This is a genomic window from Albidovulum marisflavi, from assembly GCF_025751435.1.
Lineage (GTDB): Bacteria > Pseudomonadota > Alphaproteobacteria > Rhodobacterales > Rhodobacteraceae > Albidovulum > Albidovulum marisflavi.
This window is the reverse complement of record NZ_JAOWKY010000001.1, coordinates 850,524-865,192: the sequence shown is the minus strand read 5'-3', so window position 1 is coordinate 865,192 and position 14,669 is coordinate 850,524. Positions and strand designations below refer to the sequence as shown.

The 14,669-nt window shown below is 65.6% G+C and carries 8 protein-coding genes; 2 read left to right on the top strand and 6 right to left on the bottom strand.

Annotation, left to right across the window (positions count from 1 at the left end; genetic code table 11):
* Positions 1 to 6,387, bottom strand: coding sequence for a type I polyketide synthase (locus OEW28_RS04165; protein ID WP_263734371.1), 6,387 nt, complete (start codon positions 6,385 to 6,387; stop codon positions 1 to 3).
* Positions 6,388 to 6,798: 411 nt separating this feature from the next.
* On the opposite strand from OEW28_RS04165, the gene OEW28_RS04160 reads away from it, so the two are divergent.
* Entirely contained in the window at positions 6,799 to 7,797 is a 999-nt protein-coding gene (locus OEW28_RS04160; protein ID WP_263733446.1) for a glycosyltransferase family 2 protein, read from the top strand.
* A 52-nt stretch (positions 7,798 to 7,849) separates the two neighbouring features.
* Here the strand turns inward: OEW28_RS04160 and OEW28_RS04155 are convergent, their stop codons facing one another.
* The 4 genes from OEW28_RS04155 to OEW28_RS04140 all read right to left on the bottom strand — a co-directional run bounded on the left by OEW28_RS04155 (position 7,850) and on the right by OEW28_RS04140 (position 12,135).
* On the bottom strand, positions 7,850 to 9,022 hold the full coding sequence (locus OEW28_RS04155; protein WP_263733445.1) for a prenyltransferase/squalene oxidase repeat-containing protein: 1,173 nt from the start codon (positions 9,020 to 9,022) through the stop codon (positions 7,850 to 7,852).
* A gap of 15 nt (positions 9,023 to 9,037) precedes the next feature.
* Positions 9,038 to 10,189: a non-hydrolyzing UDP-N-acetylglucosamine 2-epimerase gene (wecB, locus tag OEW28_RS04150; RefSeq protein WP_318527490.1), complete on the bottom strand. Its 1,152-nt coding sequence runs from the start codon at positions 10,187 to 10,189 to the stop codon at positions 9,038 to 9,040.
* On the bottom strand, positions 10,186 to 10,995 hold the full coding sequence (locus OEW28_RS04145) for a WecB/TagA/CpsF family glycosyltransferase (protein ID WP_263733444.1): 810 nt from the start codon (positions 10,993 to 10,995) through the stop codon (positions 10,186 to 10,188). The genes wecB and OEW28_RS04145 overlap by 4 nt, the downstream gene beginning before the upstream one ends.
* Positions 10,996 to 11,286: 291 nt before the next feature.
* Complete coding sequence (locus OEW28_RS04140; RefSeq protein WP_263733443.1) at positions 11,287 to 12,135, bottom strand: glycosyltransferase family 2 protein; 849 nt, start codon at positions 12,133 to 12,135, stop codon at positions 11,287 to 11,289.
* Between OEW28_RS04140 and OEW28_RS04135 the strand changes: the two genes are divergently transcribed.
* Positions 12,124 to 12,282 carry a hypothetical protein gene (locus tag OEW28_RS04135; RefSeq protein ID WP_263733442.1) on the top strand — a complete coding sequence of 53 codons (159 nt, stop codon included), beginning with the start codon at positions 12,124 to 12,126 and terminating at the stop codon, positions 12,280 to 12,282. The two genes, OEW28_RS04140 and OEW28_RS04135, sit on opposite strands and share 12 nt — an antisense overlap.
* Before the next feature lie 22 nt (positions 12,283 to 12,304).
* Here the strand turns inward: OEW28_RS04135 and OEW28_RS04130 are convergent, their stop codons facing one another.
* Positions 12,305 to 14,203 carry a hypothetical protein gene (locus tag OEW28_RS04130; protein ID WP_263733441.1) on the bottom strand — a complete coding sequence of 633 codons (1,899 nt, stop codon included), beginning with the start codon at positions 14,201 to 14,203 and terminating at the stop codon, positions 12,305 to 12,307.
* Between the last annotated feature and the right edge of the window lie 466 nt (positions 14,204 to 14,669).

The window sequence follows — 14,669 nt, the reverse complement described above, 5'->3', positions numbered from 1 at the left end:
CTACTCCGCCGCTGCGCGCCACTGGCGCTCATCTGGCTGGGCGTGGTCCAGCACCTCCCGCAGCTTCTGGACCAGAACCCTGACATTGGGTTCCAGAACCATCGTGTCGTGGTCACCCGGCACTTCGATCACAGTCAGGTCAGAGGCGTGGCGCCCGATGCCGTTGTCGTCCAGGACATAACACCTTTCGGCATCGACCCAACGCCCGCCCAAAGCCTTCCAGCGCTTGACATTGCCCGTCCGCAACAGAACCGTCTTGCCCGTCCGTGGCGCCAGTTCAAGCTTGACCACCGCCCTGAGGAACGCCTTTTCGACTGCGGTCAACAGCGCCTCCGGGCCGGTTCCGGGTCCGGCGGCAGCGCGGGCGCGCTCTGCCGCTTTCCAGGCTTTGCGCTCTCGGTACCATTGCAGAAGATAGGCGGGTCCGCCTTCAATCAGCTGGTTCAGCTTGATCATGACCCGGTCGGCGCGGCTTAGCTCCGGACGCACCGGAAGCGGGGTATCAAGCAGAACCAGAAGCGACACCTCGTCGCCCTCGGCCTCGATCTGGCGCGCGATCTCCCAAGCGGTCAGTCCGCCACCCGAGTAGCCGCCCAGGACGTAGGGGCCCTGCGGCTGGACCTGCCGGATTTCCGCAAGGCAGTCCCGTGCCGCGTCGACCAGGCTTTCGTGCGGCGCGTCCTCGTCGTAAAGGCCCCGCGCTTGCAGGCCGTAGCACTTCCATTCATCGCCCAGAAGCTTGGCCGTGCCGCGCAGATTCAGGATGTTGCCGGACATGCCCGCCACCAGGAAAAGCGGCGGCCTTGTTCCGCCTTCATGCTGGTTCATGGGCACGATGTGCGTGAAGCGCCGGGACGGTGCCTGCGCGACCGCAGTTCCCGCGCCCCCCTTTTGCGGTCCGACGCGCTCTTCGATGAGCGCGGCACAGGTGGCGATCGTCGGCGCCTCGAACAGGACGGATATGGGGAAATCGACCGCGTAGGTCTTTCGGATCATCGCGAACAGCCGTACCGCGATCAGGGAGTGGCCACCGAGGTCAAAGAAACTGTCCTCGACGCCGACCTGTCCGACGCCAAGCAGGTCCTGCCAGAACCCGACCAGCGTCCGCTCGATATCGGTGCGCGGCTCGACATAGGCGCTGTCGAGTTCGGGACGCTCAAAGCCTGGCCCCGCCGCGCCCTCGGTGTCCGGCGACTGGCCAGCCTGCGCGACAAGCGTCGGCAGGTCCATCGACGAAACGACGACCTGCGGCAGCCCCAGGGCAAGCGCTCGGCCGAACGCCTCGGCGCCTTCGCGTGCGGGAATGCCTTGCGTCAGGTTGTGGCGTAGCCGCGCTTCGGCGGCAGAGACGGGATGCGCCGCGCCGTCGCCACCATCCGGGAACTCCACGTCGCGCGACGGAGTCGCTGGCGACAATCCGAAGCCATGCTCAAGCCTGCGGATCGCAAAGCCCCGGACGCTGATGCAGATGTTGCCCTCGGCATCCAGGATGTCCACGTCGAAAAGCGCGGCAGGCGCGTCGGCGCGATTGTCGCCCGCATTGCGCACCCAGCTCGCGATGTCGGACGGCAGCGGGCGGAAGACCGAGATCGAAGCGTAGGACATCGGGACCCACAGATGGGTCGGCTCATACCCATCGATCAGGTCCATCGCCCAGCCGGTCGCAAGGTCCATCAGCGCGGGATGGATAAGGTGTCCCTTTTCCATGTCCGAGCGGAAGGAAGGCGGCAGCGCCAGGTGCGCGATGCCTTCATCCTTGCCGTAGGCGCGCCGGTCCAGCACGCGCCAGCGCGGTCCGAACGCCAGATGCTCTTCCTGCGGCGACCTCAGCCCCTTGCCGGTTTCGGCCTTCGTGGTGCATCGCGCAAGGATCGGCTGCACATCGACCTGCGCGGGCGCCCTGGACGCCCTGGACAGGCGCCCCTCGGCATTCAGTCCGTATCCACGTCGGCCGTCGACCTCGACGTCGCTGCGAACCTCGAAGCGATAGCCTTCGGCATCCGGCGCCAGCGTGACCCGCACCTCTCGGGGCTTTCCATCCTGCACCACCAGCGGGCTGAGGAAGGAAAGGTCGCGGATCTCGAACGGCCCGGCCTCGCCCTGCAGCATCAAGGACTGCGCCGCAAGGTCCAGGTAGCCCGTACCCGGCAGGATCGCCCGCCCGTCCCTCGTGCGGTGACCATCCAGGAACCAGCGTGACTCGTCCCAGGCCGCGGTGAAAACCCGGTTGCCGTCCCCGTCAAGCGTGCGCGCGTCAAGCATCGGCGCGTCGACCGGCTCTACTGGCGCGTCGACCGGACCGGCCAGCGCCTCGGCCGCCATGCCCACGTCCGACCAGATGCCCCAGTTGATCGCGCTGACCCGCGTCTTGCCGCCCGAACGCGACCTGGCATAGGCATTCAGGAATTCGTTCGCGGCGACGTAATCGACCTGGCCCGGCGGAGCGATGATCGTCGACGTCGAAGCGAAGAGCACCATCAGGTCAAGACTGCCGTCCGGAAAGACCTGGTCCAGAACCAGTGTGCCATGAACCTTAGGCGCAAAGACGTCGTCCACGCTTTCGATCGTCTTGGCCAGCATGGGCGCGTCGTCGACGACGCCGGCTGCGTGGATCAGGACATCGATCCGTCCGAATGCCTGCTCGACCTCGTGCCTGACGGCCTTCATGTGTTCCAGGTTGCACACGTCGCCGGCGACGATCAGCGGCTTGGCTCCCAGCGCCTCGAGCTTCTGCACCGCCCTGATCCGCCGGGCGGCGGCGTCCTTCGGCGGGGCCGAGCGCAGATAGGCTTCCCAGGTGTCGCGGGGCGGCAACGCGGTCCGGGTCAGAAGCGCGACCCTTGCGCCCCGTTCACCGACCAGACGTTCCGCCATGGTCTGGCCGATCCCGCCGAAGCCGCCCGTGATCAGGCAGACCGCGCCCTCTGGGATCGGCGTCTGGACGGGGTCAAGGGCGACGGGCCGCCAAGTCAGTTCGTACCTGCGGCCGTCGCGCAGCGCGGCGGTCAGGTTCGCTGGCGCTGCGATCAGATCCTCGATCACCTGATCGGCCAGCCTGTCCAAACCGGACTCCCGCGCCGGGCCGGTCGGCAAGGCAACGTCAAGCGCGGCACAGGTGACGCCCGGAAACTCTCTCGGGATCACGCGCAGGGGTCCGAATGCCGTGGCCTTTTCGGGATCGGGCAGTTTCTCGGAACGCACCTGCTGTGCGCCTGTCGAAACGCAGGTCAGGTGCAGCGGCTGCGGCAGATCGGCTTCCGCCATCGCCAGTGCCAGCGACAGCAAGGCCTGGAAGCCCTGCTCCTGGTTGCGCATGAAGAAGTTGGAGCCCAGCCGGAAGGTTGGCCTGTCTGTCACGAGCCACAGGTGCGCGATGCGGTCGGGCTTGAAGCCTTCGGCCGCCAGCACCTGCAGCAGGCGGTCATAGTCCACGCGTCCGCGCTCGGGCGAGATGCTGTAGCTGTCCTGCCCGAGCTTCGCAAAGGAAAAGCCCACCCGGACCTCGACCGCCCTGTGACCTGCCCCGCGCAGCCGCGCCACGATCCTGTCAGAAAGCCCGACGTCGTCGGCAAAGACAAGCCAGTCGTGGCGGGTGGCCTCGGCAAGCTGGTCGGCTTCCGCCTCGCAATCGGCGGCGCGCGGGCGCCAGTGCGGCTTCCAGCCCCAGTCGACGATGTCCTTGATCCGTTCCGGCCAGGCTTCTTCCGCGACCGGTTCCGCATGGCCGGGCTCGATGAAGTAGGGTTGGCGCTGGAAGGGATAGGTCGGAAGCGGCAGGCGATTGCGCCGGGCCTCGCCCCAGATCGGCGCCCAGTCGACGGGGACGCCAAGCGCCCACAGACGGCCAATGGTGGTCATGAACCAGATGTCGTCGGCAAGCTCGTGGTCGGGGTGGCGCAGCGACGACAGGACCTGGTTCGCCGGCACGCCGTTCGCCTGGATCAGCGACGACAGCGCGCGGCCCGGCCCGACCTCAAGGTAGACCCGGCCCGGCTTTTCCATCAGCGTTACCGCGCAATCGGCGAACATGACGGTGTTGCGCAGGTGCTGAACCCAATAGCCGGGGTCCGTTGCCTCGACCGCGCTCAGCAGCTTGCCGCTACGGTTCGAAATGATCGGAAGCCGCGGCTCGGAAAGCCGGATCGCGCGCAGGTAGTCGCCGAACCGCTCAAGGATCGGCGCAAGCATCCGCGAATGGGCGGCGATGTCGATCTGAACCCGCTGCGGCTCAAACTCGTGCGCGCGCAGGGTCTTTTCCAGCTCGTCAAGGGCGGCCTGGGGGCCGGAAACCACGCACAGATCCGGCGCATTGACCGAGGCCATGTCCAGATCGGGCCCCAGCATCGGCGCAAGCTGTGCCGCGCTCATGGGCACCGACAGCATTCCGCCCGGCGCGATGGTGTCGAACAGCTGGCCGCGCAGATGGACAAGACCGATGCAGTCTTCGAACGACATGACGCCCGCCAGGCAGGCGGCGGTGTTTTCCCCCATGGAATGGCCGACAAGAACCGCAGGTTCGACGCCCCAGCTGATCCACAGCTGCGCCAGCGCGTATTCGGTGATCATGATCAACGGCAATTGCACCGAGGGGCGCTTCAATCGCTCGGCCGCCTCGTCGTGGCCATCGGCCGTGGGCAGCCAAAGCGCGCGCAGGTCGTAGTCAAGCTTGGGCTGCAGGTGGTCGATGCCCCTGTCCATCCATTCGCGGAAGACCGGTTCGGTTTCATAAAGGTCGCGCGCCATGCCGGCGTATTGCGCGCCGCCACCCGGGAACATGAACACGATCTCGGGATTGTCGCCAATATGCGCATGGGTGAAGACGCGCCGCGGCTCGCCGCTTTCCAACAGTTTGACGGCTTCCTCATGCGTCTCGGCCACGACAACGCGGCGTCGGTCGAACGCGCGGCGGCCTTCCTTCAGCGTCCAGGCGATGTCAGCCAGCGGCTGTTCGGGATGCGCCCGCAGGTGCGCGGCAAGGTTTTGGCTGGCCTCGTCAAGCGCGGACCGGGACCGGGCGGACAGCACCAGCAGATGGAACGGCCAGTCGCTGTCTTCGGAGGCGGGGCGGATGGGTGCCTCTTCCAGCACGGCATGGGCGTTGGTGCCGCCGACGCCCAGGCTGTTGACGCCGGCCCGGCGCGGCGCGCCCAGTGCCGGGAAATCGCTGAGCCGGTCGTTCACGCGGAAGGGCGAGGTTTCGAAGTCTATGGCCGGATTGGGCTTTTCATACCCAAGCGAGGGCGGAAGCTGCCGATGGTGCAGCGCAAGCGACGTCTTGATCAGGCTGGCAACGCCCGCAGCGGTGTCCAGGTGGCCGATGTTGGTCTTGACCGACCCGATGCGGCAATATCCGGCCTTGTCGGTCGTATTGCGGAAGGCTTGGGTCAAGGCCGCGACCTCGATCGGGTCACCCAGATAGGTGCCGGTGCCGTGACACTCCACATAGCCGATCGTGTCCGCGCCGACACCGGCGACGGCATGAGCCTCGGCCACGGCGCGGGCCTGTCCATCGACCGAGGGCGCCAGGTATCCCGCCTTGTCGGAGCCGTCGTTGTTGATCGCGCTGGCCTTGATCACTGCCCAGACGTGATCTCCGTCCGCGACCGCATCCTTGAGCCGGCGCAGCACGACACAGCCCGCGCCCGAGCCGAAAACGGTTCCCTGCGCGCGGTGGTCGAAGGCATGGCAATGCCCATCGGGCGACAGCACCTCGCCCTCGGCATGAAGGTAGCCGCGGGCATGGGGGATCTCGATCGTCACACCGCCGGCCAGCGCCATGTCGCATTCGCCGTTCAGCAGAGCCTGCGACGCCATGTGCACCGCCACCAGAGAGGTCGAACATGCAGTCTGCACCGACAGGCTGGGCCCGGTCAGGTTGAAGATGTGGCTGACGCGGGTGGACAGGAAATCCTTGTCGTTTCCGGTGTGCCGCAACAGGAACATGCCCGTGGATCTGACCAGATCCGGGTTCGAGCAGAGGTTGAAATAGAAATAGCTGCCCATCCCGCAGCCTGCGTAGACGCCGATCGGGCCCTCGAAACCCTCGGGCATGTGGCCGGCATTCTCCATTGCCTCCCAGGCGGTTTCCAGGAACTGGCGGTGCTGCGGGTCCATGATCGCCGCTTCCTTCGGCGACAGGCCGAAAAAGTCGGCGTCGAAGCGTTCGAAGCCCTCGAGCGTGGCGGCGGCGGGGACATAGTTCGGCGCGCGCATCCGTGCAGGGTTTTCGCCCGCGGCCAGAAGTTCCGCTTCGGTCAGGCGGCGAATGGATTCGACGCCATCCCTCAGGTTCCGCCAGTAGTCGTCGATCGAGGCCGCACCCGGCAGATGCGCGGCCATTCCGACGATGGCGATGTCATTCTCGCCGATCACGGGGTCTTCCGACATATTCGCCATTCACTCGTACTTCCCACTCAGGTTGAAATCTTAGCATCTGGGCGATCGGCTCCAAGTCTTTGGCGCGGAGATGCCGGATCCGGCCGCATGGATTTCGGCGGAAGGCCATGATTCCATTGGATCGATGGCAGTGGCGCATGGGGACTTCCTGCTTGTGGCTGCGTCAGGTTGTCGACGTCCGACCGACAGTGCCGCGCGGACAACAAATTGTGGCCCAGCAAGAAACGAAAGGCCAGCAGCGCGACGGTCCGACTCACTGCGGCAATGCCATCGCGGGCCTGACAATTCGGGCGGCCCTGACGCCAAGTGCTTTTCATATGGGAAAAATCGCTGGACAGCGCCCTTCATGGGCCTCTTCACTGCGCCAGATCGAACGGCGCCAGAGGGGAAACGATAGCGGCCATGACCAGCACCGAGTCCATCGAATCGGGGGCCGGGCAACCCACTGTTGCCGCCGTCGTGATCGGGCGGAACGAAGGCGCACGGCTGGTGGCCTGCCTCGCGTCGGTTTCCACGAATGTCTCGCGCTTCGTCTACGTCGATTCCGGATCGACCGATGGGAGTGTCAGCGAGGCCCGCCGCGCAGGCGCCCTGGTGGTCGAGCTGGACATGTCGCGCCCCTTCACGGCGGCGCGCGCACGTAACGCGGGCCTTGCCGCGCTTGGGCCCGGCGTCGACCTCGTGCAATTCGTCGACGGTGACTGCCGCCTTGCCTCAGGCTGGATCGACCGGGCGGTCGGGTTCTTCGCCGCAACCCCCGAAGCGGTCGCCGTATGCGGTCGGCTGCACGAAATCGACGTCGAGGCCTCGATCTACAACCGGCTGTGCGACTGGGAATGGGACACGCCCGTTGGACGCGCCGAGGCTTGCGGGGGCATCGCCATGATGCGCGCCCGAAGCCTGGCCGCGGTGGGCGGCTTTCGCGAGGACCTGATCGCCGGCGAAGAACCGGACCTATGCCAGCGCCTGATTTCCGAAGGCGGGGAAATCTGGCGGATCGACGCACCGATGGGCTTCCACGACGCGGCGATCCACCGCTTCGGGCAATGGTGGCGGCGAAACGTGCGGGCCGGCCATGCCTTTGCTCAGGTCGGAGGGCTCCACCCCGGTCTTTACTCGGCCGCGCGGCGGCGCATGGTCTTCTGGGGCGCAGTCTTGCCTGTTGCGGCCATGGCGGGGGCGCTGTGGCTCCCGCCAGTTGTCCTGCTGGTCGCCGCTCTCTACGCGGCGTCCTGGGGCCGCGCGACACTGCGGTTCGCCCGCATTGGCTACGCGCCCGTGAATGCGTTCAAGGCGGGCCTGCTTCTTACGCTTTCGAAGTTCTGCAACTTGCAGGGCGCGCTGACCTATCACCTGCGCCGACTTCGCGGGAAAACCAGCCGCATCATGGAATACAAGTGATCGATCCCGCCGACAGCTGGACGGGGAAAGCTCCGGACTTGATACCGCAAGGCTAACCCGCGAAAAGCTCTGCTTCCGGCAGTGCCCGGTCGCCCTTGTGCCAGCGCTCCCTTTCAAGCAGCGCATCGACGAAGAACTTGGTCGCCCAGTTCGGATACTGAAGCGGCGCGTAGGCGCCCTGGATCGGATAGGATCCCGCGATCGCGCCGCTGTGGCGCATCGTGCCCTTCAGCGCCTGGGTGGCTGCGACTTGCGCGATCAGACGCTCGGCCAGGGGAACGTAACGTTCGTTGCCGGTCGCGGCGGCAAGGCGCAGAAAGACGATGGCGATCTGCGCGCAGCCCGTCAGGCAGATGTGCCTTGATCTGAACCCCCAGTCGGGGCCCAGTTCGGCCGCAAGCCAGCCGTGGCGGTCATAGGCATCGGCAAGCGGGTCGGCGGCGCGGACGACGCTTTCCAGGATGTCGCGCCGACCTGTCAGCTGGTGAATCTGGAACAGCCCGCGCATCACATAGGCGGTACCGTGCGTGTTGGCGTTTCCGCCTGGCTTGAAGGCATTCTGCGTGAAGAACCCGTTGGGCTGCTGATGGGCAAGGACCCAGTCGGCATTGGCAAGACCCGCGGCCTCGGCCCCCGCATCCCCGGCAATCCGGCCATAGGCCACGAGCGCCCAGGCAGAGCGCACATTGTAGGCATGAAGCATCCGGTGACTGACGTGCCGCGCGAAAGCCCCCTCTTGGTCAAGCGCTTCGCGAAGGAAGTCCGCCGCCCGTTTCGCCGATGCGCGGATTTCGGGCGTGGGCGAACGCCGCAGCAGCGCGTTGAAGCCCAACAGGATCATCCCCGTGTCGAACACATCCGGTTCGTCCCGAAGGCCCAGCTCGTATCCCGCGAATCCGCCGTCGGGGCGCTGCACGCCGGTCAGCCACTGTCCCATGCGTCCAGCGGCGTCAGCATAGCGCGCCTGTGCAAAGCGGTCACCAAGCGCCAGCAACGTGGGAATGATGTAGCCCGTGGTTTCGGGATAGGGGGGCATCCAGCCCCGCAGGAAGCGATACCCCTTGGACGATGCCTCACCGCCGCAGGCATCGATGGACCGCAAGAGCCAGTTGGCGCCAGCGGTCAGGTGCGCGGCATGGTCCGTGTCCTCGGGGCGGGCCGCAAGAATGGGACGAAGGCCGGACGCCGTGTCGGACAGAGCCCTGCCCAGAAAATGCAAGATCACCGCCGCCCCCGCCACTCAGGTTCCGAATGCGCGCGATCTTGATTGCACGGCACCGGCCAGGATCGCATCCGCGATCTGCCGGGCTGCCGTGCCGTCGCCGTAAGGATTGGCAACCCTGCTCATCGCGCGATAGGCCTCGGCGTCGTCCAGAAGCCGGGCGGCCTCCGCGACGATGCGGCCGCTGTTCAGGCCGATCAGCCGGGCGCATCCGGCCTCAACCCCCTCGGGCCGTTCGGTCGTGTCGCGCAGTACCAGGACGGGCTTGCCCAGGGCCGGAGCTTCTTCCTGCACGCCGCCACTGTCCGTCAGCACGATCACGGACCGGCCCAGCATGGCCACGAATTCAGCATAATCGAGCGGTTCAAGAAGGCAGATCGCGGGATGCTCGCCCAAGGCCGCACGCACCGGCACGGACACGCGCGGGTTGGGATGCACCGGCAGTGCGACGACGACGTCGCCGCGATCGGCCAGTTCGCGGGCAGCGCGGCAGATCGCGTCGATGCCGTCGCCCCAGTTTTCACGCCGGTGAGCGGTCATCAGGATCAGCCGGCGCCCCTGATCAAGAAGCGCGCGAAGCTTGGGGTGATCCGGCAGCGGCGACACCTCGGCCGCTGCAAGCCGGTCGCGCACCGAATGAAGCGCGTCGATCACCGTGTTCCCCGTCAGGTGGATCGTCCGGGGATCGATGTTTTCGCGCAGCAGGTTGTCGCGCGCCGCCGCTGTCGGGGCGAAATGCATGTCGGCGATGACGCTGACGATGCGGCGGTTGGCCTCTTCCGGCCAGGGCGAGAGGATCGTGTCGGTCCTGAGGCCGGCCTCGATGTGACCGACGGGAATGCCGCGGTAGAAGGCGGCCATCGCCGTCGCCATGGCGGTGGTCGTGTCGCCCTGCACCAGGACGCGGTCGGGTCGCTCTTTCTCAAGCACTTCGCCGATCCGGTGAAGGACGTCGGTGGTGATGTCCGTCAGCGTGGGCTTATCGCGCATCAGGTGAAGGTCGATGTCCGGCACAAGGCCGACAAGTTGCATCACCTGGTCAAGGATGTGGCGATGCTGGGCCGTCGTGCAGGCGATCACCTGAACGCCCCGGCGGGTCCTGAGTTCCTCGACGACGGGAAAGCACTTGATGGCCTCAGGCCGGGTTCCGAAGACGACGAGAATTTTCATGATGCAGGCGGCCGTTGTTCGTTTTGATCATTGCGGGACGGCTGTGCCAGCTTGCGCATGAACGCCCCCAGAAGAAGCATACCGAACCGAGTGTTTGTAGAAAGATAACGCCAGAACAGGCGGCGGGGCTCCTGCAGGGCCCGGAACAACCACTCCATGCCGATAACCTGCACGAACCTTGGCGCCCGCCGCACCTTGCCGGCCAGCACGTCGAAGGCGCCGCCCACGCCAATCTGGAAGGGGACGCCAAGGGCATCGCGGTGATCGAACAGGAAGCGTTCCTTGATCGGGCTGGTTATGCCGACGAACAGGCAGTTCGCCCCCGAGGCCCGGATCTCCGCAACGATCGCCGCTTCGTCCTGCTTGGTGAAATATCCGTTGCGGTATCCGGCGATCTTGAGGCCCGGATGGGACTTGCCAAGCCGCTCTGCCACAGTCTCGACCACCTCCTGGCGGGCGCCCAGGAAATAGGGTCTGAAGCCGGCACGCTCGCACAGGTCCAACGTGCGCATCATAAGATCGACGCCGGTCACGCGCCCGCCGGTGGGGATGCCCAGCAGGCGGCACCCCAGCATGACGCCCGCGCCATCGATGCAGACGATGTCGCTCTCGCGCACGTAACGGGCCAGGTTCGGGTCCGCGCGCATCTGGATGATCTTGGCGACGTTGATGTCGGAATGCTGAAGGCGCTGCCTGTCGCGCATGGCGCGGTTCGCCAGAGCCAGCGCGCGATCCATGTCGACGAGATGGAAGGGCGCCCCCAGAAACTCGCCACGAGAAAGGCCGTGCTCCAGCGCCTTATACATGAACAGTTTCCCCCTTTTCGACGAAACTGTTCACCAAAATGCACTGATTCTCGAGTCGGCCGCGCCGCCGGTCTGGCTGGGAAATCCACGGCGGTCGAACGCGTGGTACCGAATGATGATGCATTTCAACCCCTTGCACTCGCACAACGCTCCGATGGACTCAAAACACCAGCCATGGACCAAGTTTCGGTGTTTTCGGCCTCTCCGGCAAGCGCGCTTCCCGGCGTTTTTTCCAATCGGGCGGGGCCGGGCGGCGGTCGATCTGGACTGCCCCGCATGCCCCGCGCCCACTCATCGCCCTCGGCTCCACTCGTTGCCCTGCGGACGCGTCCGCACCAGCACGTGAACGGTGGAATAGACAGCGAAGGCGATCGGATCGGTCATCGCCAGCTTCAAGGTATCGGCCGCGCCCAGACCCGCCTTGCCTTCGTTCGCGAGGATGGCGGGGTAAAGCCGCGCGATCTCGGCCACGCCGGCATCCTGGCGTCGTCGGACGCGCACTAGGTTGCGCAGCCCCTCGGCCATCGGCCAGTGGAAGCGTGCAGCGACCTCAACGCGCTCTTCGGGCGCGAACTGAAGCCGGACGAAGGTGTCGTCGGATATGATGTCGGGAAAGGCGCCCCACCGGGCGCGGCCTGCTGCGTTGACGGCGAAGAATCCGGCACCGACAGCCCCGCTTTTCATGAAGGGAAGGCGGCACCAGAGCCGGGCGTAGGCCCGCGTCAGCCATGACCTTGCCCGCGCCACCGTCAGGCGCCCGGTTGCGTAAAGCGGGCGATCTTGCGCCAGCGCCTGAACCACTTGCCGCAACAGGTCCGGCTCGCAGACGATGTCGGCATCCAGATAGGCGCGCATCGTTCCATTCGCCGCAGCATCCGCGCGATTCAGCGCGCCCGGTTTGCCCGGCAGGGGACTGGACAGGCAGGTCACCGTCCAGCCCCGCGCTGCGAAGCGCGCCACATGCTTTTCCACGATCTCCTCTGTCCGGTCGGTACAGGCGTTGGCGGAAACGATGACCTCCACCTCCGCGGCGACGGGTGCCTGCGCCAGCAACGAAGCCAGGCAAGCGCCGATGTAGCGTTCCTCGTTACAGGCAGATATGATGACGCTGAGCGTTGCGTCCGAGGGTTGGCCAGTCATGCTGCGGAGGCCCTTCAAGCTGCGCTGCCGCAGCGTATCGTCACGGTGGTGGAATGGGAACGGCACCGCATCGACTGGCGGCGGCGGCAAGAGCTGGCACTGGGCAAGACCGTCACCATCACGCCCGAAAACCGGTTTGGGTCGTGATTGTCGGGCAACGCGAAACGACTCACTGTCGGATCAGATCGGTCACGGGTAGGGTCTGCCCGTTCGCGAATTCGGCGGTTTCGATATCAACCAGATAGTCGTCGCCCTCGGGTCCGGACAGCAGCAGGCCCTCTCCATGTGGATGCGCGCTGTAGTCCTGCGCAACGCCCGACAGCACGATCCTGTCGTCGCCATCGCCGCCGTTCAGCCCGTCCGAACCGGCGCCCGGAATGAACCTGTCATCACCAGCGTCTCCGATCAGGTAATCCTCTTCCGGCGTGCCGATCAGCGGCCCCGCCGACGCCCCGGCAGAGCGGATCACGCCGTACTGAAACTGCGGCCCGCCGCCGTCGCCCCACCACGATCCGCCGTCAGCCGAAAGTTTCCGGATCACTTCCGATCGGGGTGTGGTGTCACCGAGATAGGCATAAAGCCCCCATGATCCCCACTTGGACGCGCCATCCACTTCCGTAAACTGCATGAAGGGCCCCTGCCCGACCTTTTCCCAGCCTTTCCAAAGCGCCTCGTACAGCGCCCCCATGTCGGCGCTGCGCACATAGTCGCGCATGAAGTCGGTGAACTGATCGACCTCCTGTTCGCTCAGCCCCTCGATCGCGTAGAGTTGGTGCAGGTGCTGTCCGCCCTCGTAGGCGGTCAGCCGCAAGCCATACCGATCTGCCACCTGTCTTTGCCGGGCCAGGAAATCCATGGTTCCGGGAATGGAGTCGCGCACATCCGGATCCTGCATGCGCCGCGTCAGCCATGCGGCCGCCTGCTGGGAAGAATCCTTCAGCTTCGCCCGCAGGACATCCCGAATGTCCGGGTCGCCGATGATGTCGTAACCGAAATAGGTGGTGACGGCGAACTCCTCGAAGACGTCGGCGGGGCGCACATAGGCATCTGGTTCCTCTTCCTGCCAGACGCCGGCGGTCAGAAGCTCTTCGGTAAGCCAGCTGTTGACGGCCTGGCCTGCCAGCACGTTGATCAGGCGCGCGGGCGCATCAGCCCCAAAGACATCTTCCCAGATCAAAGCCATCTCGGTCGCGCGCTTGGCATGGTAGTAGATTCCAGCCTCCCGGCCCCATTCGTCCCGCGCACGGCGATCGACCCAGTAGAACTGGCGGAACCCCCCGTTCCAGACTTCGTTCGAGAATTCGACGCGGACCTTCAGTCGTGGGTCCAGAAGATCGCGAACCGAGGCCGCGAAGGCGCGCACGTAATCGTCGTCAGCCTGGTGCGGCAGGGTGAACCAGGGCTCGGCGCCAACCTCGTTCGCAAGCCGGACCATGATTTCCAGGGGAACGCCCTTGTGAGCCCAAGTGGCGTCCTGAAGCTGGGGCCGGTCATCCCAATGTTCGATGTCGGACCCGTTGGTCTTCATCCAGTCCATGAAGCGCAACTGCCGGGCATCGTCGATGACCTGCAGCCAGTCGGGGTTGAAGATCGCGCCGGCCCTGAAAAGCGGCAGCCGGTCTTCGCGCACGATCGACAGGCCGTGGATGTAGTCGCCCGTTGCGTGCGGGTCGGTTTCGAGAATTTCGATCCAGAAGCCCGTTCCCTCGGGATTGTCGAACACGATGCGTCCGGGTTCGCTGAGAACCACGGCCGCACTGCCGCCCAGTTCGACGCGCCCCGTCCCTTCGTAGGTCAGGACGTAGCGTCCGGCGCGCGACGCCTTGGCCTGGCTGTTTTCCGACCAGTCGAATCCGGCGCGAAATATCCGTGCGCCCGGCGGAAACCGGCGCGGCCATCCGCGAGCGTCCAGATAACCGCCCAAGACCAGCTCATCATGTGTCACCGTTTCCCAGTTCTGGCGATCACCCGCGAAGAAAGGGCGCATGGTCCGCGCCACGTCTAGGAAAGGCATCGCGCTGCCCCAGTCGGCAACATCCGCCAGGTTGAAGGCAAGAACGGGATCCATCGCCCCTTGAGCGGGGCCCGGCGCCTCTGCCCTTGCATCGATTGCAACCAATGCCGGGAATAGGGCAGCCCAGGCCGCCGCAAGCATCATACTCAGGCGCACCACTAAACTCCGCGACCAGTATCAACCCTTCAAACATGATGGATGCGTTCGTTGCGGGTGTCCATCCGCGAGAGGAGGCATATCTCGGAACCACCCGGATGCAGGGGGAACGCACCGCCAATCCGTCAAAAGCGGGCAAGATTGGACACAAAGGCCCGTCAAATTCAGATATTGGCCGCATTTTCCTTGGCGCGGACACCCTCGACTCGGCATAGATGGGTAGTATTTCAGGGTTCAGGTGCGCCGCGCGCCAATAGACGCGCGCTGGTTGGGTACGAGGTCGGATTGTCGGACAATTGCTTGGCAAAGACACCCGCGATGCGGAACAGGAAGTGCGCGAACCAAATATTTCGCACGAACCGGC

Bases quoted from the DNA above. Each gene is read 5' to 3' on its own strand.
- OEW28_RS04165 (WP_263734371.1), bottom strand. From the start codon at position 6,387: ATGTCGGAAGACCCCGTGATCGGCGAGAATGACATCGCCATCGTCGGA.
- OEW28_RS04160 (WP_263733446.1), top strand. From the start codon at position 6,799: ATGACCAGCACCGAGTCCATCGAATCGGGGGCCGGGCAACCCACTGTT.
- wecB (WP_318527490.1), bottom strand. From the start codon at position 10,189: ATGAAAATTCTCGTCGTCTTCGGAACCCGGCCTGAGGCCATCAAGTGC.
- OEW28_RS04145 (WP_263733444.1), bottom strand. From the start codon at position 10,995: ATGTATAAGGCGCTGGAGCACGGCCTTTCTCGTGGCGAGTTTCTGGGG.
- OEW28_RS04140 (WP_263733443.1), bottom strand. From the start codon at position 12,135: ATGACTGGCCAACCCTCGGACGCAACGCTCAGCGTCATCATATCTGCC.
- OEW28_RS04130 (WP_263733441.1), bottom strand. From the start codon at position 14,203: ATGGATCCCGTTCTTGCCTTCAACCTGGCGGATGTTGCCGACTGGGGC.